Annotated in this window: 11 protein-coding genes; 8 read left to right on the forward strand and 3 right to left on the reverse strand. The window is 60.8% G+C overall.

What is annotated here, in order from left to right; genetic code table 11:
• The first annotated feature begins 194 nt into the window (after nt 1-194).
• Complete coding sequence (locus U5L73_RS14240; protein ID WP_322562959.1) at nt 195-584, forward strand: Hsp20/alpha crystallin family protein; 390 nt, start codon at nt 195-197, stop codon at nt 582-584.
• 90 nt (nt 585-674) lie between these two features.
• On the opposite strand, the gene tsaD is transcribed toward U5L73_RS14240, so the two are convergent.
• Nucleotides 675-1,730, reverse strand: coding sequence for a tRNA (adenosine(37)-N6)-threonylcarbamoyltransferase complex transferase subunit TsaD (gene tsaD, locus U5L73_RS14245; protein WP_322562960.1), 1,056 nt, complete (start codon nt 1,728-1,730; stop codon nt 675-677).
• Between the two features lie 105 nt (nt 1,731-1,835).
• Between tsaD and U5L73_RS14250 the strand changes: the two genes are divergently transcribed.
• The 6 genes from U5L73_RS14250 to U5L73_RS14275 all read left to right on the forward strand — a co-directional run bounded on the left by U5L73_RS14250 (nt 1,836) and on the right by U5L73_RS14275 (nt 7,832).
• Nucleotides 1,836-2,483: an ANTAR domain-containing response regulator gene (locus tag U5L73_RS14250; protein ID WP_322563519.1), complete on the forward strand. Its 648-nt coding sequence runs from the start codon at nt 1,836-1,838 to the stop codon at nt 2,481-2,483.
• 358 nt (nt 2,484-2,841) lie between these two features.
• The gene (locus U5L73_RS14255) at nt 2,842-4,086 is read left to right on the forward strand and encodes a CmpA/NrtA family ABC transporter substrate-binding protein (protein WP_322562961.1); all 1,245 of its coding nucleotides are present in this window, start codon (nt 2,842-2,844) and stop codon (nt 4,084-4,086) included.
• Nucleotides 4,087-4,098: 12 nt separating this feature from the next.
• Nucleotides 4,099-5,031 (forward strand): nitrate ABC transporter permease, encoded by a 933-nt coding sequence (gene ntrB, locus U5L73_RS14260; RefSeq protein ID WP_322562962.1) that lies wholly within the window; start codon nt 4,099-4,101, stop codon nt 5,029-5,031.
• An 11-nt stretch (nt 5,032-5,042) separates the two neighbouring features.
• The gene (locus tag U5L73_RS14265; protein ID WP_322563520.1) at nt 5,043-5,861 is read left to right on the forward strand and encodes an ABC transporter ATP-binding protein; all 819 of its coding nucleotides are present in this window, start codon (nt 5,043-5,045) and stop codon (nt 5,859-5,861) included.
• A gap of 246 nt (nt 5,862-6,107) precedes the next feature.
• Entirely contained in the window at nt 6,108-7,322 is a 1,215-nt protein-coding gene (locus U5L73_RS14270; RefSeq protein ID WP_322562963.1) for an MFS transporter, read from the forward strand.
• Nucleotides 7,323-7,547: 225 nt separating this feature from the next.
• Nucleotides 7,548-7,832, forward strand: a complete 285-nt coding sequence (locus U5L73_RS14275) for a GIY-YIG nuclease family protein (RefSeq protein ID WP_322562964.1) — start codon at nt 7,548-7,550, stop codon at nt 7,830-7,832.
• Nucleotides 7,833-8,118: 286 nt separating this feature from the next.
• Here U5L73_RS14275 and U5L73_RS14280 read toward each other — a convergent pair whose 3' ends face one another.
• A complete protein-coding gene (locus tag U5L73_RS14280) occupies nt 8,119-9,873 on the reverse strand; it encodes a bifunctional protein-serine/threonine kinase/phosphatase (RefSeq protein ID WP_322562965.1) in 1,755 nt (584 codons plus the stop codon).
• An 80-nt stretch (nt 9,874-9,953) separates the two neighbouring features.
• Nucleotides 9,954-11,243 (reverse strand): type IV pili methyl-accepting chemotaxis transducer N-terminal domain-containing protein, encoded by a 1,290-nt coding sequence (locus U5L73_RS14285; RefSeq protein ID WP_322562966.1) that lies wholly within the window; start codon nt 11,241-11,243, stop codon nt 9,954-9,956.
• A 322-nt stretch (nt 11,244-11,565) separates the two neighbouring features.
• On the opposite strand from U5L73_RS14285, the gene nirB reads away from it, so the two are divergent.
• Nucleotides 11,566-14,007 (forward strand): nitrite reductase large subunit NirB, encoded by a 2,442-nt coding sequence (nirB, locus tag U5L73_RS14290; protein ID WP_322562967.1) that lies wholly within the window; start codon nt 11,566-11,568, stop codon nt 14,005-14,007.

The raw sequence follows: 14,007 nt of genomic DNA on the forward strand, positions 1-14,007 counted from the left end.
CGCTCCGGTTAGGCCTTGTTCCGGCGCACCAAGTACGGTGCAAACCGGCACCAAATAACGCCTCTGACACGGTTTTCAAGGGGCTTTTTTAGGGTTTAAATTCCTACAAATTGGCTTGAATTGCACCCCGCTGCGCTCAGTTAGGGACCAAGCGGCAATCACGGTGAGCGCCGCGCAAGATAAGGAATCCCATCATGTTCTTCGCCACTGCACCCGCCGCCTTTCAAGCCTCTCTGCGCCGCCCTGCCCACTCCGGCAGTGCTCATGCGGTCGAGCGCTTTTTGAGCGACGCACTCCTATCAGCCCGCCAAGCCGGCACCACCTACACCCAAGACGACACCAGTTTCACCCTAAGCCTGGACATGCCCGGTATCGCCAAGGAGCAACTGCGCATCGCGATTGACGGTGCGGTGGCCCGCATCCAAAGCAAGGACGACGCCCCACGCCGCTACCGCGCCGCTTACGAATTGCCCCAAGAGGTAGACAGCGCCTTGAGCGAAGCCAAGCTCGAAAACGGCGTGCTCACCCTGAAATTGGCAAAAAAGGTGCCCGTGGATACCTCGGCAGAGCTCACGATCCAGTAAGTCACCCCGCGCCCTAGCGCTGCACTCACTTGCATGCGCTATCAAAAAAGGAGCTTCACGCGCTTGATTTGCGAGCGTCGGAGGCTCTTTTCACAATGAATGCAGGGGCCAGCGCGGCTTGACGTCAAACGCGTAGTCGGTCACCGCGTTTTGCAAGCCACTTTGCAGCCGCATGGCAGCGGCCATGGCGATCATGGCGCCGTTGTCGGTACACAAATGCAGCTCGGGGTAATGCACCCGGACGCCGCGCTTGGCGCACTCGGCATTGAGCTGCTCCCGTAATTTGCGGTTGCCCCCCACGCCGCCAGCCACCACCAGGCGCTTGAGACCGGTTTGCTTCAAGGCCGTGACCGACTTCTTCAGCAAAACATCCACAATCGCGGCCTGTGTGGATGCCGCCAGATCCGCCTGTTGCTGCGCAGGCAAAGCCTGAAAACTGGTAACGCCGCCGGCAGCCAACATGCGCTGGCTCTGCACCAGCACCGCGGTTTTGAGGCCGGCAAATGAAAAATTGAGGTTGCCGCTGTGCAACAAAGGGCGCGGCAAGGCATACGCCTTCGGGTCGCCCGACTCGGCCAATTTGGACAGCAAAGGCCCGCCGGGATAGGCCAACCCCATCAGCTTGGCAGATTTGTCAAAGGCCTCGCCCGCCGCGTCGTCGATGGTCTCGCCCAGCAGCTCGTAGCGCCCGACGCCGTCCACCCGCATCAGCTGGGTGTGCCCGCCGGAGACCAGCAAGGCCACAAACGGAAATTCAGGTGGATCTTCGCTCAAAAACGGCGACAGCAAATGCCCTTCCAGGTGGTGCACCCCCAGCACTGGCTTGCCGAGTGCCGCGCCCAATGCACACGCCACACCCGCTCCCACCAGCAGCGCACCGGCCAAACCGGGGCCACGGGTGTAGGCCACCACATCCACGTCTTGCAAATTGCGGCCACTGTCTGCCAACACCTGCCGGGTCAGAGGCAGCACGCGGCGGATGTGGTCGCGGCTGGCCAGCTCAGGCACCACACCACCAAAGGCTTGGTGCATCTCGATCTGGCTGTGCAAGGCGTGCGCCAGCAGCGTGGGCACGGCATCACCCTGCGACCGCACCATGGCCACACCTGTTTCATCACATGACGACTCAATCCCCAACACCAGCATGCTTGATTCCTTTAGAGGCGCCGAGTGTAGAGGATGCCCCTCCAACCGGGCCTCACCCAGCGCGATTCACAGACGATTGGCGCGAATCTTGCGTCCCACCAGTCCATGACAGAACCCTTGCGCATCGTTGTGATTACCTCAGACTTGGCGGTGCAAGACCCCGAAGACACCCATGCGCAAAACCAGGCCGACCGCTCACGCAGCCTGCGCATCGGGCTGCTGGAAAATGGCTTCAACCTGATTGCCTCCCTGCCGGCCGATGTGTTTTTGACCGAGCGGCTGGCGCAACTCCAGCCCGACATGGTTATTGTGGATGCCGAGAGTGACGCCCGCGACGCCCTCGAGCACGTGGTCATGGCCACCCGGGACGAGCGCCGCCCGATCGTGATGTTCACCAACGACCACGACAGCCGCACCGCCCGCGAGGCGGTGGCAGCCGGGGTATCGGCCTACATCGTGGCCGGCTTGCAGCCGGAGCGGATCCGCCCCATCCTCGATGTCGCCATGGCCCGCTTTGAACAAGAGCAGGCCTTGCGCCGCGAACTGGCCGACACCCGCAACGAGCTCCACGAACTCTCCAGCGCCCTGCAAGACCGCAAGGTCATCGACCGGGCCAAGGCCCTGTTGATGCAGCGCCAGTCCCTTTCCGAGGAGGCCGCTTACGCCAAGCTGCGCAAAACCGCGATGGACAAGAACCTAAAGATCGTCGAAGTCGCCCAGCGCATGCTGGACGTAGCCGACCTGCTGGGCTAAACCAAGGCACAAGGCCTGAAATGGTGCACTGCACACAAGCAGTGCATGCACACGCCACGACCCCACCCACCCAGCGGTTATGAATAAAAAGCGCACCTAGCGCCTAAATATATTGCGCAAGTAGCTCTCTTTTTTATAGCAAACGAGCACTTGAAACAGTTGGCACAGACATTGCTTTAATCCTTTCAAGACCGGCAACGGTCATGCAAACGCCCCGTCCAACGGCGGGCGGGGTGAATGCAAAAGGACAAAGGCGTCCCCACGGGTTCGATTGCGCTCAGCGCGTCGAACCCCGTGTGGACGCCTTTTTTGTTTTCTGCCTTTGTTTTGTGTGTTTAAACCTTCTGGAGCTACTGACATGACGGATCTTCTGAAAGCCAAACTCAGCCGCCGCGCTGTTCTGCAAACTGCTGCTGTAGGCGCCGCGGGCATCAGCCCTGCGCTGCGCTCCGTGGTGTACGCCGCAGGGTCTGACGCTCCTGAGAAAACCGAGGTCAAGATCGGCTTCATCCCCTTGACCGACTGCGCCAGCGTCGTCATGGCCGCAGAGCTGGGCTTTGACAAGAAGTACGGGGTCAAAATCATCCCTACCAAAGAGGCCTCTTGGGCGGGCGTTCGGGACAAGTTGGTGAACAGCGAACTCGACATGGCGCACGTTCTGTACGGCTTGATCTATGGCGTTCACCTCGGCACTGCAGGCCCCAAAAAGGACATGGCGGTATTGATGGCTTTGAACAACAACGGTCAGGCCATCAGTCTGTCCAAAGCACTGGCAGACAAGGGCGCCGTAGATGGCCCCTCACTCGCCAAATACATGGCCGCCAATCCACGGGAATACACATTTGCAGGCACCTTCCCGACCGGCACGCACGCCATGTGGATGCACTACTGGTTGGCCGCGGCGGGTATTAACCCACTGAGCGGTGCCAAGCTCATCACCGTGCCCCCACCCCAAATGGTGGCCAACATGCGGGTGGGCAATATGGACGGCTTCTGCGTGGGTGAGCCCTGGAACCACCGGGCCATCATGGATGGCATCGGCATCACCGCCAACACCACCCAGGACATCTGGAAAGACCACCCCGAGAAAGTACTCGGCACCACCGCAGAGTTCACCAAGAAATATCCCAACACCACCCGTGCGGTCATGATGGCCGTACTTGAAGCCAGCAAGTGGATTGACGCCGGGCTGCAAAACAAAATGAAGATGGCCGAAGTGGTGGCGCAAAAGGCCTACATCAACACCGGTGTCGATGCCATCAACCAGCGCATTCTGGGGCGCTACCAGAACGGCATGGGTAAGACTTGGGATGACCCTAACCACATGAAATTCTTCAACGACGGCGCCGTCAATTTCCCTTACCTGTCTGACGGCATGTGGTTCCTGACCCAGCACAAGCGTTGGGGCTTGCTCAAAGACCACCCCGACTACCTCAAGGTCGCCAAAGAGGTGAATCAGATCGACCTCTACAAGTCGGTCGCGTCCGCCATGAAGATTTCGGTACCCAAAGATCCGTTGCGCACCAGCAAGCTTTTTGACGGCGTGGTGTGGGACGGCAAAGACCCCAAAAAATACGCCGACGGTTTCAAGATCAAAGCATAAGGAAGCCTCACCATGGTCAGCGCCGTTTTTCATTCGCCGATAGCCACTGCCGACGACGGTACTGCTATCAAAACAGAAGCTGCCAGCGCAGATTCAATGGGCCACAAAGCCCTAAAGCCTGCAAAGGAAAGCGCACCGCTGCAGCCAGCGGCACCGGGCTTCGACTGGAGTGGCCTGCTGCTCAAAGTGCTGCCACCGTTCTTCGGTCTGGCACTCTTGATCGGCATCTGGGCGATGGTGAGCATCGGTACTGCCAGCTCCATCCCCAGCCCACTGGAGACCTGGAAGCAGGCCGTGGTGATCTTCAGCGATCCCTTCTACAGCAATGGCCCCAACGACCAGGGTGTGGGCTGGAACATCTTGTTCTCGCTGCAGCGTGTGGCGGTAGGTTTTGGCCTGGCCGCAGTGGTGGGCATTCCGGTGGGTTTCATGATCGGGCGGTTTGAGTTTTTGAGCCGCATGTTCAACCCGCTCATCAGCCTGCTGCGTCCGGTGTCGCCCCTGGCGTGGTTGCCGATTGGCCTCTTGGTGTTCAAGGGCGCCAACCCTGCTGCCATCTGGACCATCTTCATCTGCTCCATCTGGCCCATGATCATCAACACTGCGGTAGGCGTGCAGCGCGTGCCGCAGGACTACATGAACGTGGCCCGTGTACTCAACCTCAGCGAGTGGAAGATCGTCACCAAGATCCTCTTCCCCTCGGTGCTGCCCTACATGCTGACCGGTGTGCGCCTCGCAGTAGGCACAGCATGGCTGGTGATCGTGGCGGCAGAGATGCTGACCGGCGGCGTGGGCATCGGCTTCTGGGTGTGGGACGAGTGGAACAACCTTAACGTCAAGAACATCATCATCGCCATCTTCGTGATCGGCATCGTGGGCTTGCTGCTGGAGTACGCCCTCATCAAATTGGCCACCGCCTTTACCTTTGAGGAAGTGAAGTCATGAGCATCGAATCCATGAACTCCAAGTACATCGAAATCCAGGGCGTGGACCAGACCTTCAAGACCAAGAAGGGCCTGTTCCCCGCGCTGCGCAACATCAACCTCAACGTGGCCAAGGGCGATTTTGTGGCCCTCATCGGGCACAGCGGGTGCGGCAAGTCCACCCTGCTCAACCTGATTGCCGGCCTGACCATGCCGACCCAAGGCTCGCTGATTTGCGCCGGCCGCGAAATTGCCGGCCCCGGCCCGGAGCGTGCGGTGGTGTTCCAGAACCATTCGCTGCTGCCCTGGCTCACCTGCTTTGAGAACATTTACCTAGGCGTGGAGCGCGTGTTCGGCACCCGCAACCCCGGCGCCCCAGCTGAGACCAAAGCCCAGCTCAAAGCCCGCACCGATGCCGCACTGGCCTTGGTGGGCCTGACCGCCGCCGCCCAGAAGCGGCCTGGTGAGATCAGCGGCGGCATGAAGCAGCGCGTGGGCATTGCCCGTGCACTGGCCATGGAACCCAAAGTGCTGCTAATGGACGAGCCCTTTGGTGCGCTCGATGCGCTCACCCGCGCCAAACTGCAAGACGAATTGCTGGAAATCGTGGCCAAAACCCAGGCCACCGTGGTCATGGTGACCCACGACGTGGACGAAGCCGTGCTGCTGTCCGACAAGATCGTGATGATGATCAACGGCCCGGCCGCCACCATCGGCGAGGTGCTCAGCGTCAACCTGCCCCGCCCCCGCAACCGTGTGGCCTTGGCCGACAGCCCCGAGTACCTGGGCTACCGCAAGGCAGTGATCGACTTCCTGTATACCCGCCAGGCCCACGTCGAAAAAGCCGCCTAGGCACACGCTTCTGCACGACACCCAAGGGCGCCCTGCAAGGCGCCCTTTTTTTGTGCGTTGCATGCACTCATAACAGGCACAGTTCCTGCTTCACTTCAGTACGACCAACGAAGGTCTAACAGCATTGCGGTTGAACGGTGCCCTGCCCCTGTGGTTGCGCGCACCGCATGCCTGGCTCCCACATGGAGTCAGACGGGCGCCGCACGTCCTTTCCATTCCCCTGCCCCACCTCCACGGAGCCCACTCATGGCCGGATTTCGCCAATTTTTGAAAAGCGGACACACACCGACGTTGTTCGCCGCGTTTTTTTACTTGATGTTTTCGTTCGTCATCTGGGTGATGAACGGCGCGATGGCCCCTTTCATCAGCGAGCAGTTTCAGCTAACGGCCTCGCAAAAGGGCCTGCTGCTGTCCATCCCCATCGTGGCCGGCGCCATCATGCGCTTCCCGCTGGGGCTGCTGGCGCAGTACGTGGGCCGCAAGACCGCCACGATGGTGGAACTGGCGCTGATCACGCTGACCATGTCATTCGGCTACTTTTTTGTGCACACCTATGACGACCTGCTGAAAATGGCACTGTTGTTGGGCGTGGCAGGTGCCAGTTTCGGCGTAGCCATGTCCTTGGGGTCGGGCTGGTACCCGCCCAAGTACAAAGGGCTGGCCATGGGATTGGTAGGCGCCGGCAATGCGGGCACTGCGCTGGCGGCACTGCTAGCGCCACCATTGGCGCAAGCCTACGGCTGGCAGGCGGTCTACGGCTTTGCGGCCTTGGCCTCGCTGGTGCCCATGGCCGTGGTGCTGTTCATGGCCAAGGAGCCACCTGACCGTGACGAGCACGCCAGCATGCGCGAGCACCTGGCCTGCCTGATGGAAAGCGACGGCTGGGTGTTCAGCCTGATTTACGTCGTTACATTCGGCGGCTTCATCGGTATCGTCACTTTTCTTCCCACCTATTACTACGACCAATTCGGCGTGAGCAAGGTACAAGCCGGGCAACTCACCATGCTGGCCGCGCTGATGGGCGCAGTAGTGCGCGTGGCAGGCGGCTGGATCTCTGACCACTGGGGCGGTGTGAATACCCTGACCGTGGTGTTGGTAGTGGTTGCACTGGCCTTGGTAGGCGTGGGGCTGTCCTCAGGCTCACTGGTGATGACGACCCTGCTGCTGATCCTGTGCTTTGCCGCTTTAGGCGCAGGCAACGGCGCATTGTTCCAGCTGGTGCCCTTACGCTGGCCCACTTCTACTGCTGTGGCAGGGTCCATGATCGGCGAAATCGGCGCCCTGGGCGGCGGCACGATTCCGGCCATCATGGGCCAGTCCAAGCAACACCTGGGCAGCTTCCTGCCCGGCTTTGTGGTGTTGGCCGTTTTCTCGCTTTTGATGCTGGTGGTGATGCGCAAACTGCAAGTCCGCTGGACTCGCACGTGGGCAGAGAAAGGTGGACGGGCGCGGGTGAACTGAAGAAGCGCTCAAACCCACCAACCGTGGCGGGGTCAGGGACGACCCGCCGCGCATGATGGCCACGCGGGTGCCAATTGTTTTAACTGGCTGTTGTTCAATGCTCAGCAAACGGGGATGGCAGGCTGCTTTACAGCAGAAGCAGATTCACGATATTGATGCCCCGATACTCGCAAGGGGCCAACTTCAGAGGCTAAGGAAAAACTGGTTTGGAGTAGGCTCATTAACATGCAAGTCGTATATCGCATAACCTATCCCAACGGAAAGATTTATGTTGGGCAAGATCGAACTAACAGCAACAACTATTTCGGAAGCGCGTCCGACGAGTTGATCGCCCGCGATTTCACGTGGGAGCAACGCCAGACTTTCTCTGTAACAAGGGATATTCTCTGGGCGTCAGTTAACGCAACACGTGCCGAAGTGAATCGCATCGAGGTGGAGATGATTCGCCACTACCGCTCCAATGATCCCGCAGTGGGCTACAACCAATGGCCAACCTACAGCGCCCAATGACATAAGCGAATCACCAAATTTCTCGACGGCAATGTAGTGACTGTCAACATCAGGCTGACCGTAACTTTGGGCCAATAGCAGGCACGCATCAATGTCCGTTTTCGAGTGGCGAAATTAATGACGCGAACTTCCGTATTGTTTCGAATGTGTGATGTAACCGATGGCGATTGATCTACAGGTGCCAGCTCATAGCCGCCCCTGCGAAGATGAATCAAACAACGAGAGACCGCACCACTACGCTATCAAATCAATAGCTACTCACGCACATTTCGCGAGCGCCAGCGCCCTATTTCGGCAAAAAAAGCAGCCAGTACACCAACAGCAGATTGATCAACCCCAGCGTGCCGGTAGCAAGCTTCCAGACGAAGCTGGGGTCGCGTTGCATCAGTGGAGTGCCATGCAATGCCGTCAAAGGGCGCGAGGCGCCGCGCTCCAGGGCGAGCAGGAATTCTTCAGCCGTCTCAAAACGCTGGCGCTGGTCCAGCGCCACGGCTTTGAGCACCACGTGGTTCAGCCACATGGGCACCTCCGGGTTGTGACGGCTGGGCGAGGTGGGGTCGCGGTGGTAGCGGCCCACCTGATAGGGCAGCACCTCGCCGTAGGGCAGCTTGCCGGTGAGCAGCTGGTACAGCGTCACACCCAGCGCAAACAAGTCGCTTTGTGCAGTGGGTAGCTGTTCGTCGGCGGGGTCGCCAGACGCTTCTTGGCCCGCACCACGAAAGCCCCACTGCTCGGGGTTCACGTAGCTGGGGGTGCCTGCGTGCAGGGCGCGCATGGCAGCGGGTTCGCGCCCGCTCAGGGCCACGCCGAGGTCGAGCACCCGCAGCACACCGTCGTCGCCCAGGTGCAGGTTGGCGGGTTTGATGTCCCGGTGCACCACGCCCTGGCGGTGCAGGCGCGCCAGGGCCTTGAGCGCTTGCATGGTGTAGCCCAAGGCCTGCTCGGTACCCATTCGCGATTGGCGGTCCAGCAGTTGTTGCAATGTTTCCCCGCTGTGCCAGTCGTAGAGCACATAAAACGCCGAGCGCTCCCGCCCGTTGGGTAGCCGCGCGTGCACCGTCACCAGGTGGTCGGCCCCGCGCGACGACTGCATGCGCTCGGCCAACCACGCTTCGTGGGCCAGCATGACGCGTTCTTCCTGGTCATGGGCGCGTGCAGGGCTCAGGGTTTTGAAGGCATACAGGGTTTGCGTGGCCGGGTCGCGCATTTGGTAAAGCACGTTGATGCCACTGTCAGCCACCAAGTGGGTCATCACCAGCCCATCGAGCGTGTCGCCCACCTTCAGGCGCGCAGGGATCGGCAGGCTGTGCGCCACGCGGCTGGCGTCTGAAAGCGTAGGCTCCAGCAGGCCGCGCACCCGCACCACGATGGCGGATACGTTGTCATGACTCCCTTTGGCCAGCGCCTGCGCAACAAGCTTCTGGCTGGCTTCATGGGCGTCCGACATGGCGGCGTACTCGGGCAGGCGCTTGGTCGGCACCTCACCGTGCACCCCATCGGTAAGGAGGATGAACACATCGCCCACCTGCACATCGCCCTGCACATAGTCCACCACCAGATGGTCTTGCGCGCCCACGGAGCGCAGCAGTTGGTGTTTGAAGTCGGGGTGGTTGACCACGTGGTCTTGCGTCAACTGCGTGGCACGCCCGTCACGCACCAGGTAGCAACGGGTGTCGCCCACATGGGCCAGCGTGTAAGTGTGGCCGCGCAAGACCAGCGCGGTCAGGGTGGTCAGGCCCATGGCGGGCTGGCGGCGGCGGTTGATGCCGCACAGCCAGGCGTTCTGAGCGGCGATGATGCGGTCCAGCGCCACCGTGGTGTCCCAGGTTTCAGGCGTACCAAAGTAGTCCCGCACCAGGCTGGTGGCGGTGGTCTGCGCGGCTTCGCGCCCCATGCCGCCCGCGCTCACACCATCAGCAATCGCCACGATGGAGCCCATCTCCTCCTGCCCCGCCGAGGGCAGCAGGGCTGCGCAAAAGTCTTCATTCAGGGGTTTTCGGCCTGCTTGGGACGCAAAGCCGATGTCAATATCAAATGCCATGCACCACCTTAAGCAATATCAGTGCCCAAAACCGGCGCATCGCACCAAATACGTGCAAATTAGCCCACACCCCGCAGGGCTCAGCCCATCAACATTTGCATGCTGTGCTCATAGTGGACCGAGAGGCGGTCAAACAAGGCCTGCAAGGTATCACTGCCCTCGGCCAGGGCGGTGCGGTGCGCTGCCCGCCGCGCAAGGGTTTTGCGCTGGCATTCGCGCGCCGCGTCCAACATCTGCAACCACGCCACACCGGCGGCACCTAAGTCATCGTGGATAGCGGGGGTGCTGAGGGGAATGCTGTTGAGGTAGGTCAGTGCGGCTTCAAACTCCTGCTGGACAGCGCGCATCCCTTCGGTTGCCTTGCGACTGGCTTCCGTTTCGCCAGCCTCCAGCGAGGCCAGCAAAGCGAACTTGGCATAGCGCTGTGCCAACATGCGCTGGCGTCCGGCAAGGTTCAACACCTGCAGGGGCGCCCCCGTCCCCGCAGTCTCCAGGCTGCCCGTCAGGCGCTCGGCGCCCAGCAACAGGGCCTCGGTACCGTCTTCCACCGCGGCGGTATCTCCCTGTGCCAGGGCTGCTTTGAGATGGAGCCAGGTTTTGGCTACGTGCTCCAACAGATCGCCATAGGTGGGCGCAGAGAGGTTTTTGCGCAAGAGCGCAAAGTTACTGTCGACCCACTGCACCGAGGCCTCTAACAACGCAGCATGCGCGGCATCGGGCACACCGGCGGACTGCAACAGATGCAACTTGGCCAAGCGCTGCGACAGCATCCGGAGTTGGCCCGCGCGGTTCACGCTTTCGGCCGTCTGCGCAGACTGGATGATGTGCTGCGAGAGCTGCCCCATGCGTTGGTTGGTACTCATGGCGGCCGTGCGCAAGGTGCGGAAAGCATCGTCATCTGACAGGCTTTGCGTGCGCATCAAAATGCCCTTGGCCCGGTCTACGGCCTTGCGCTCTTCATATCGGATGGCCATGTCTTCCAACGCGCGCCGTTGCGCCTGGGCTTTGGTATGGCGTGCCTGAGCCAGATGAATCAGGGGGCGTAGGCGTGCGGCACCATAACCCTGCACTACGTACACATCCACCCCACTGTCAGTGGCCCGGGCGATGGCCGTGGCGTCGGCGTCCTGTGTGAAAAACACGGTTGGCACCGGCTGGGTTTTGTCCAGCATCTGGATGGTCTCAAACCACTCCGCAGTCGGGCGGGATACATCCAGTAGCACCACATCTGGTGCATGACGCACCACGGCTTGCACCAACTTGCCGCATGCATCGACCGCCGCGACCAGCGTGATCCCCGCCGCTGCCACGTCTTCAGCAAGGGTGGGAACAGTGGGCAGACGGCTGGTGCACAACAAGGCGGTGGTCATAGATACGGGGTAACAGCAAGAGAAAGCGAGTATTTCACCACGTTGCCATCCGCCGTATCGCTCCAGGCCCCATGCCTTCGAAAAAAGGCGCAAGCGATTGGCACATCTTTTGCATAAGCAGATGCGAGGCGCAACGACGCGTCCCATAGAGATGGCAACCCGCACCTTTTCTGCGCACAACGACGTCGCGCAGTGTCCTGTTGCCCACACCAGTGCGTTCTGGTGCGCTGCTGCTTGCAGCGCGGATCTCTCCTACCCCCATATTCGGTATGCAGCGTAGCTGCAACCCCCACCCAGTTCTTGTGTTCCAGGAGTCGTCACGATGAAAAAACTGAAATTGGCAATGATCGGCAACGGCATGGCCGGTGTGCGCACCATTGAAGAGCTGCTCAAGGTCGCACCGGACCTGTACGACATCACGGTCTTCGGGGCCGAGCCGCACCCCAACTACAACCGTATTTTGCTGAGCCCCGTGCTCGCCGGTGAGCAGACGCTGGACGAGATCGTGCTGAACTCGTTTGAGTGGTACACAGAAAACGGCATTACCCTGCATGCCGGTAAAAAGGTCACCGAGGTGGACCGCGTCAAGCGCGTGGTCAAGGCGTCGGACGGCACCGAGGCCGAATACGACCGCCTGCTGATCTGCACCGGCTCCAACCCTTTCATCCTGCCCGTGCCCGGCAAAGACCTGCAAGGTGTGATCGCCTACCGCGATATTGCTGACACCAACGCCATGATTGAGGCGGCCACCAAATACCAACACGCCGTCGTCATTGGCGGCGGATTGCTGGGCCTGGAAGCTGCCAACGGCCTGATGCTGCGTGGCATGCAAGTCACCGTGGTGCATGTGCAGACCACGCTAATGGAGCGCCAGCTCGACACCGTGGCCGGTGGCCTGCTGCAGAAGTCGCTCGAAGAGCGTGGCCTTAAGTTCCTGATGGGTGCCCAAACCCAGGAGCTGGTCGGTGGTGAAGATGGCCGCGTCAAGAGCATCAAGTTCAAAGACGGCACCGAGGAACCCGCCGACCTCGTGGTCATGGCCGTGGGCATTCGCCCCAACACCGAGCTGGCGCAAAGCATGCGCCTGCATGTGGACCGTGGCATTGTGGTCACCGACACTATGCAGACCGTGACCGACGCCCGCATCTACAGCGTGGGTGAATGCGCTGCCCACCGCGGCATTGCTTACGGCCTGGTCGCGCCCCTGTTTGAGCAGGCCAAAGTGGCGGCCAACCATCTGGCCGAATACGGCATCGGCCGCTACCAGGGCTCGCTGACCTCCACCAAACTCAAGGTCACCGGCATTGACCTGTTCTCTGCCGGCAACTTCACCGGTGGTGAAGGGTTTGAAGAGATCGTGATGAGCGACCCCTTTGGTGGCGTGTACAAAAAGTTGGTCATCAAGAACGACCAGCTGGTGGGCGCCTGCATGTACGGCGACACGGTGGACGGCAGCTGGTACTTCAAGCTGCTGCGCGAAGGCCGCAATGTAGCTGACATCCGCGACAAGCTGATGTTCGGTGAAGGCGGCGCCAACATTGGCGATGTGGGCCACCAGGGCCAGAACAAGGCTGCAGCCATGGCCGACAGCGACGAGGTCTGCGGCTGCAATGGTGTGACCAAAGGCACGATCTGCAAGGCCATCAAGGAGAAAGGCCTGTTCACCCTGGACGAGGTAAAAAAGCACACCAAAGCCAGCGCATCATGCGGCTCCTGCACGGGCCTGGTCGAGCAGATCATCATGTTCACCGCCGGTGGCGACTATTCGGCCACCCCCAAAAAGAAGGCCATGTGCAGCTGCACCGACCACAGCCACCAGGAAGTGCGCGACGCCATCTTCCAAGAAAAATACCTCACCATTGCCGCCGTGCAAAAAGGCATGGGCTGGAAGACACCCAACGGCTGCTCCAGCTGCCGCCCGGCGCTGAACTACTACCTGATCAGCAGCTGGCCCAAGCTGGCCAAGGACGATCCGCAAAGCCGCTTCATCAACGAGCGTAGCCACGCCAACATCCAGAAGGACGGCACCTACTCCGTGATCCCCCGCATGTGGGGTGGCGAGACCACGGCCGACGAGCTGCGCCGCATTGCCAACGCGGTAGACAAATACAACATCCCTACCGTAAAGGTCACCGGTGGCCAGCGTATCGATCTGCTGGGCGTGAAGAAGGAAGACCTGCAGGCCGTGTGGAATGACATCGGCATGCCCAGCGGCCACGCCTATGCCAAGGCCCTGCGCACCGTGAAGACCTGCGTCGGGTCAGAGTGGTGCCGTATGGGCACCCAGGACAGCACCCAGATGGGCAAAGACCTGGAACGCGCCCACTGGCGCATGTATGCCCCGCACAAGGTGAAGTACGCCGTCTCCGGCTGCCCGCGCAACTGTGCAGAGGCCGGTATCAAGGATGTGGGAATCATCGGCGTGGACAGCGGCTGGGAGATGTACATCGCCGGCAACGGCGGCATCAAGACCGAAGTGGCGCACTTCTTCGTCAAGCTCAAAACCGCAGAAGAAGTGCTGGAGTACACCGGCGCCTTCATGCAGCTCTACCGCAAAGAGGGCTGGTACCTGGAGCGCACGGTGCATTACGTGAGCCGTGTGGGCCTGGACTATGTGAAGAAACGCATCCTGGAAGATGCCGAGGGCCGCAAAGCCCTGAACGAAGAGCTGCTGTTCGCACTGGATGGTGAGCCCGACCCGTGGTTCGATTTCCAGGACGCACAGGTCGACACTCGCCAGTTCGCGCCGGTGGCTGTCGCCTGA

The organism is Rhodoferax sp., assembly GCF_034520025.1.
Classification (GTDB): Bacteria; Pseudomonadota; Gammaproteobacteria; order Burkholderiales; family Burkholderiaceae_C; genus Allorhodoferax.

Bases quoted from the DNA above. Each gene is read 5' to 3' on its own strand.
- U5L73_RS14255 (WP_322562961.1), top strand. From the start codon at position 2,842: ATGACGGATCTTCTGAAAGCCAAACTCAGCCGCCGCGCTGTTCTGCAA.
- tsaD (WP_322562960.1), bottom strand. From the start codon at position 1,730: ATGCTGGTGTTGGGGATTGAGTCGTCATGTGATGAAACAGGTGTGGCC.
- nirB (WP_322562967.1), top strand. From the start codon at position 11,566: ATGAAAAAACTGAAATTGGCAATGATCGGCAACGGCATGGCCGGTGTG.
- U5L73_RS14280 (WP_322562965.1), bottom strand. From the start codon at position 9,873: ATGGCATTTGATATTGACATCGGCTTTGCGTCCCAAGCAGGCCGAAAA.
- U5L73_RS14275 (WP_322562964.1), top strand. From the start codon at position 7,548: ATGCAAGTCGTATATCGCATAACCTATCCCAACGGAAAGATTTATGTT.
- U5L73_RS14270 (WP_322562963.1), top strand. From the start codon at position 6,108: ATGGCCGGATTTCGCCAATTTTTGAAAAGCGGACACACACCGACGTTG.
- U5L73_RS14285 (WP_322562966.1), bottom strand. From the start codon at position 11,243: ATGACCACCGCCTTGTTGTGCACCAGCCGTCTGCCCACTGTTCCCACC.
- ntrB (WP_322562962.1), top strand. From the start codon at position 4,099: ATGGTCAGCGCCGTTTTTCATTCGCCGATAGCCACTGCCGACGACGGT.
- U5L73_RS14240 (WP_322562959.1), top strand. From the start codon at position 195: ATGTTCTTCGCCACTGCACCCGCCGCCTTTCAAGCCTCTCTGCGCCGC.
- U5L73_RS14250 (WP_322563519.1), top strand. From the start codon at position 1,836: ATGACAGAACCCTTGCGCATCGTTGTGATTACCTCAGACTTGGCGGTG.
- U5L73_RS14265 (WP_322563520.1), top strand. From the start codon at position 5,043: ATGAACTCCAAGTACATCGAAATCCAGGGCGTGGACCAGACCTTCAAG.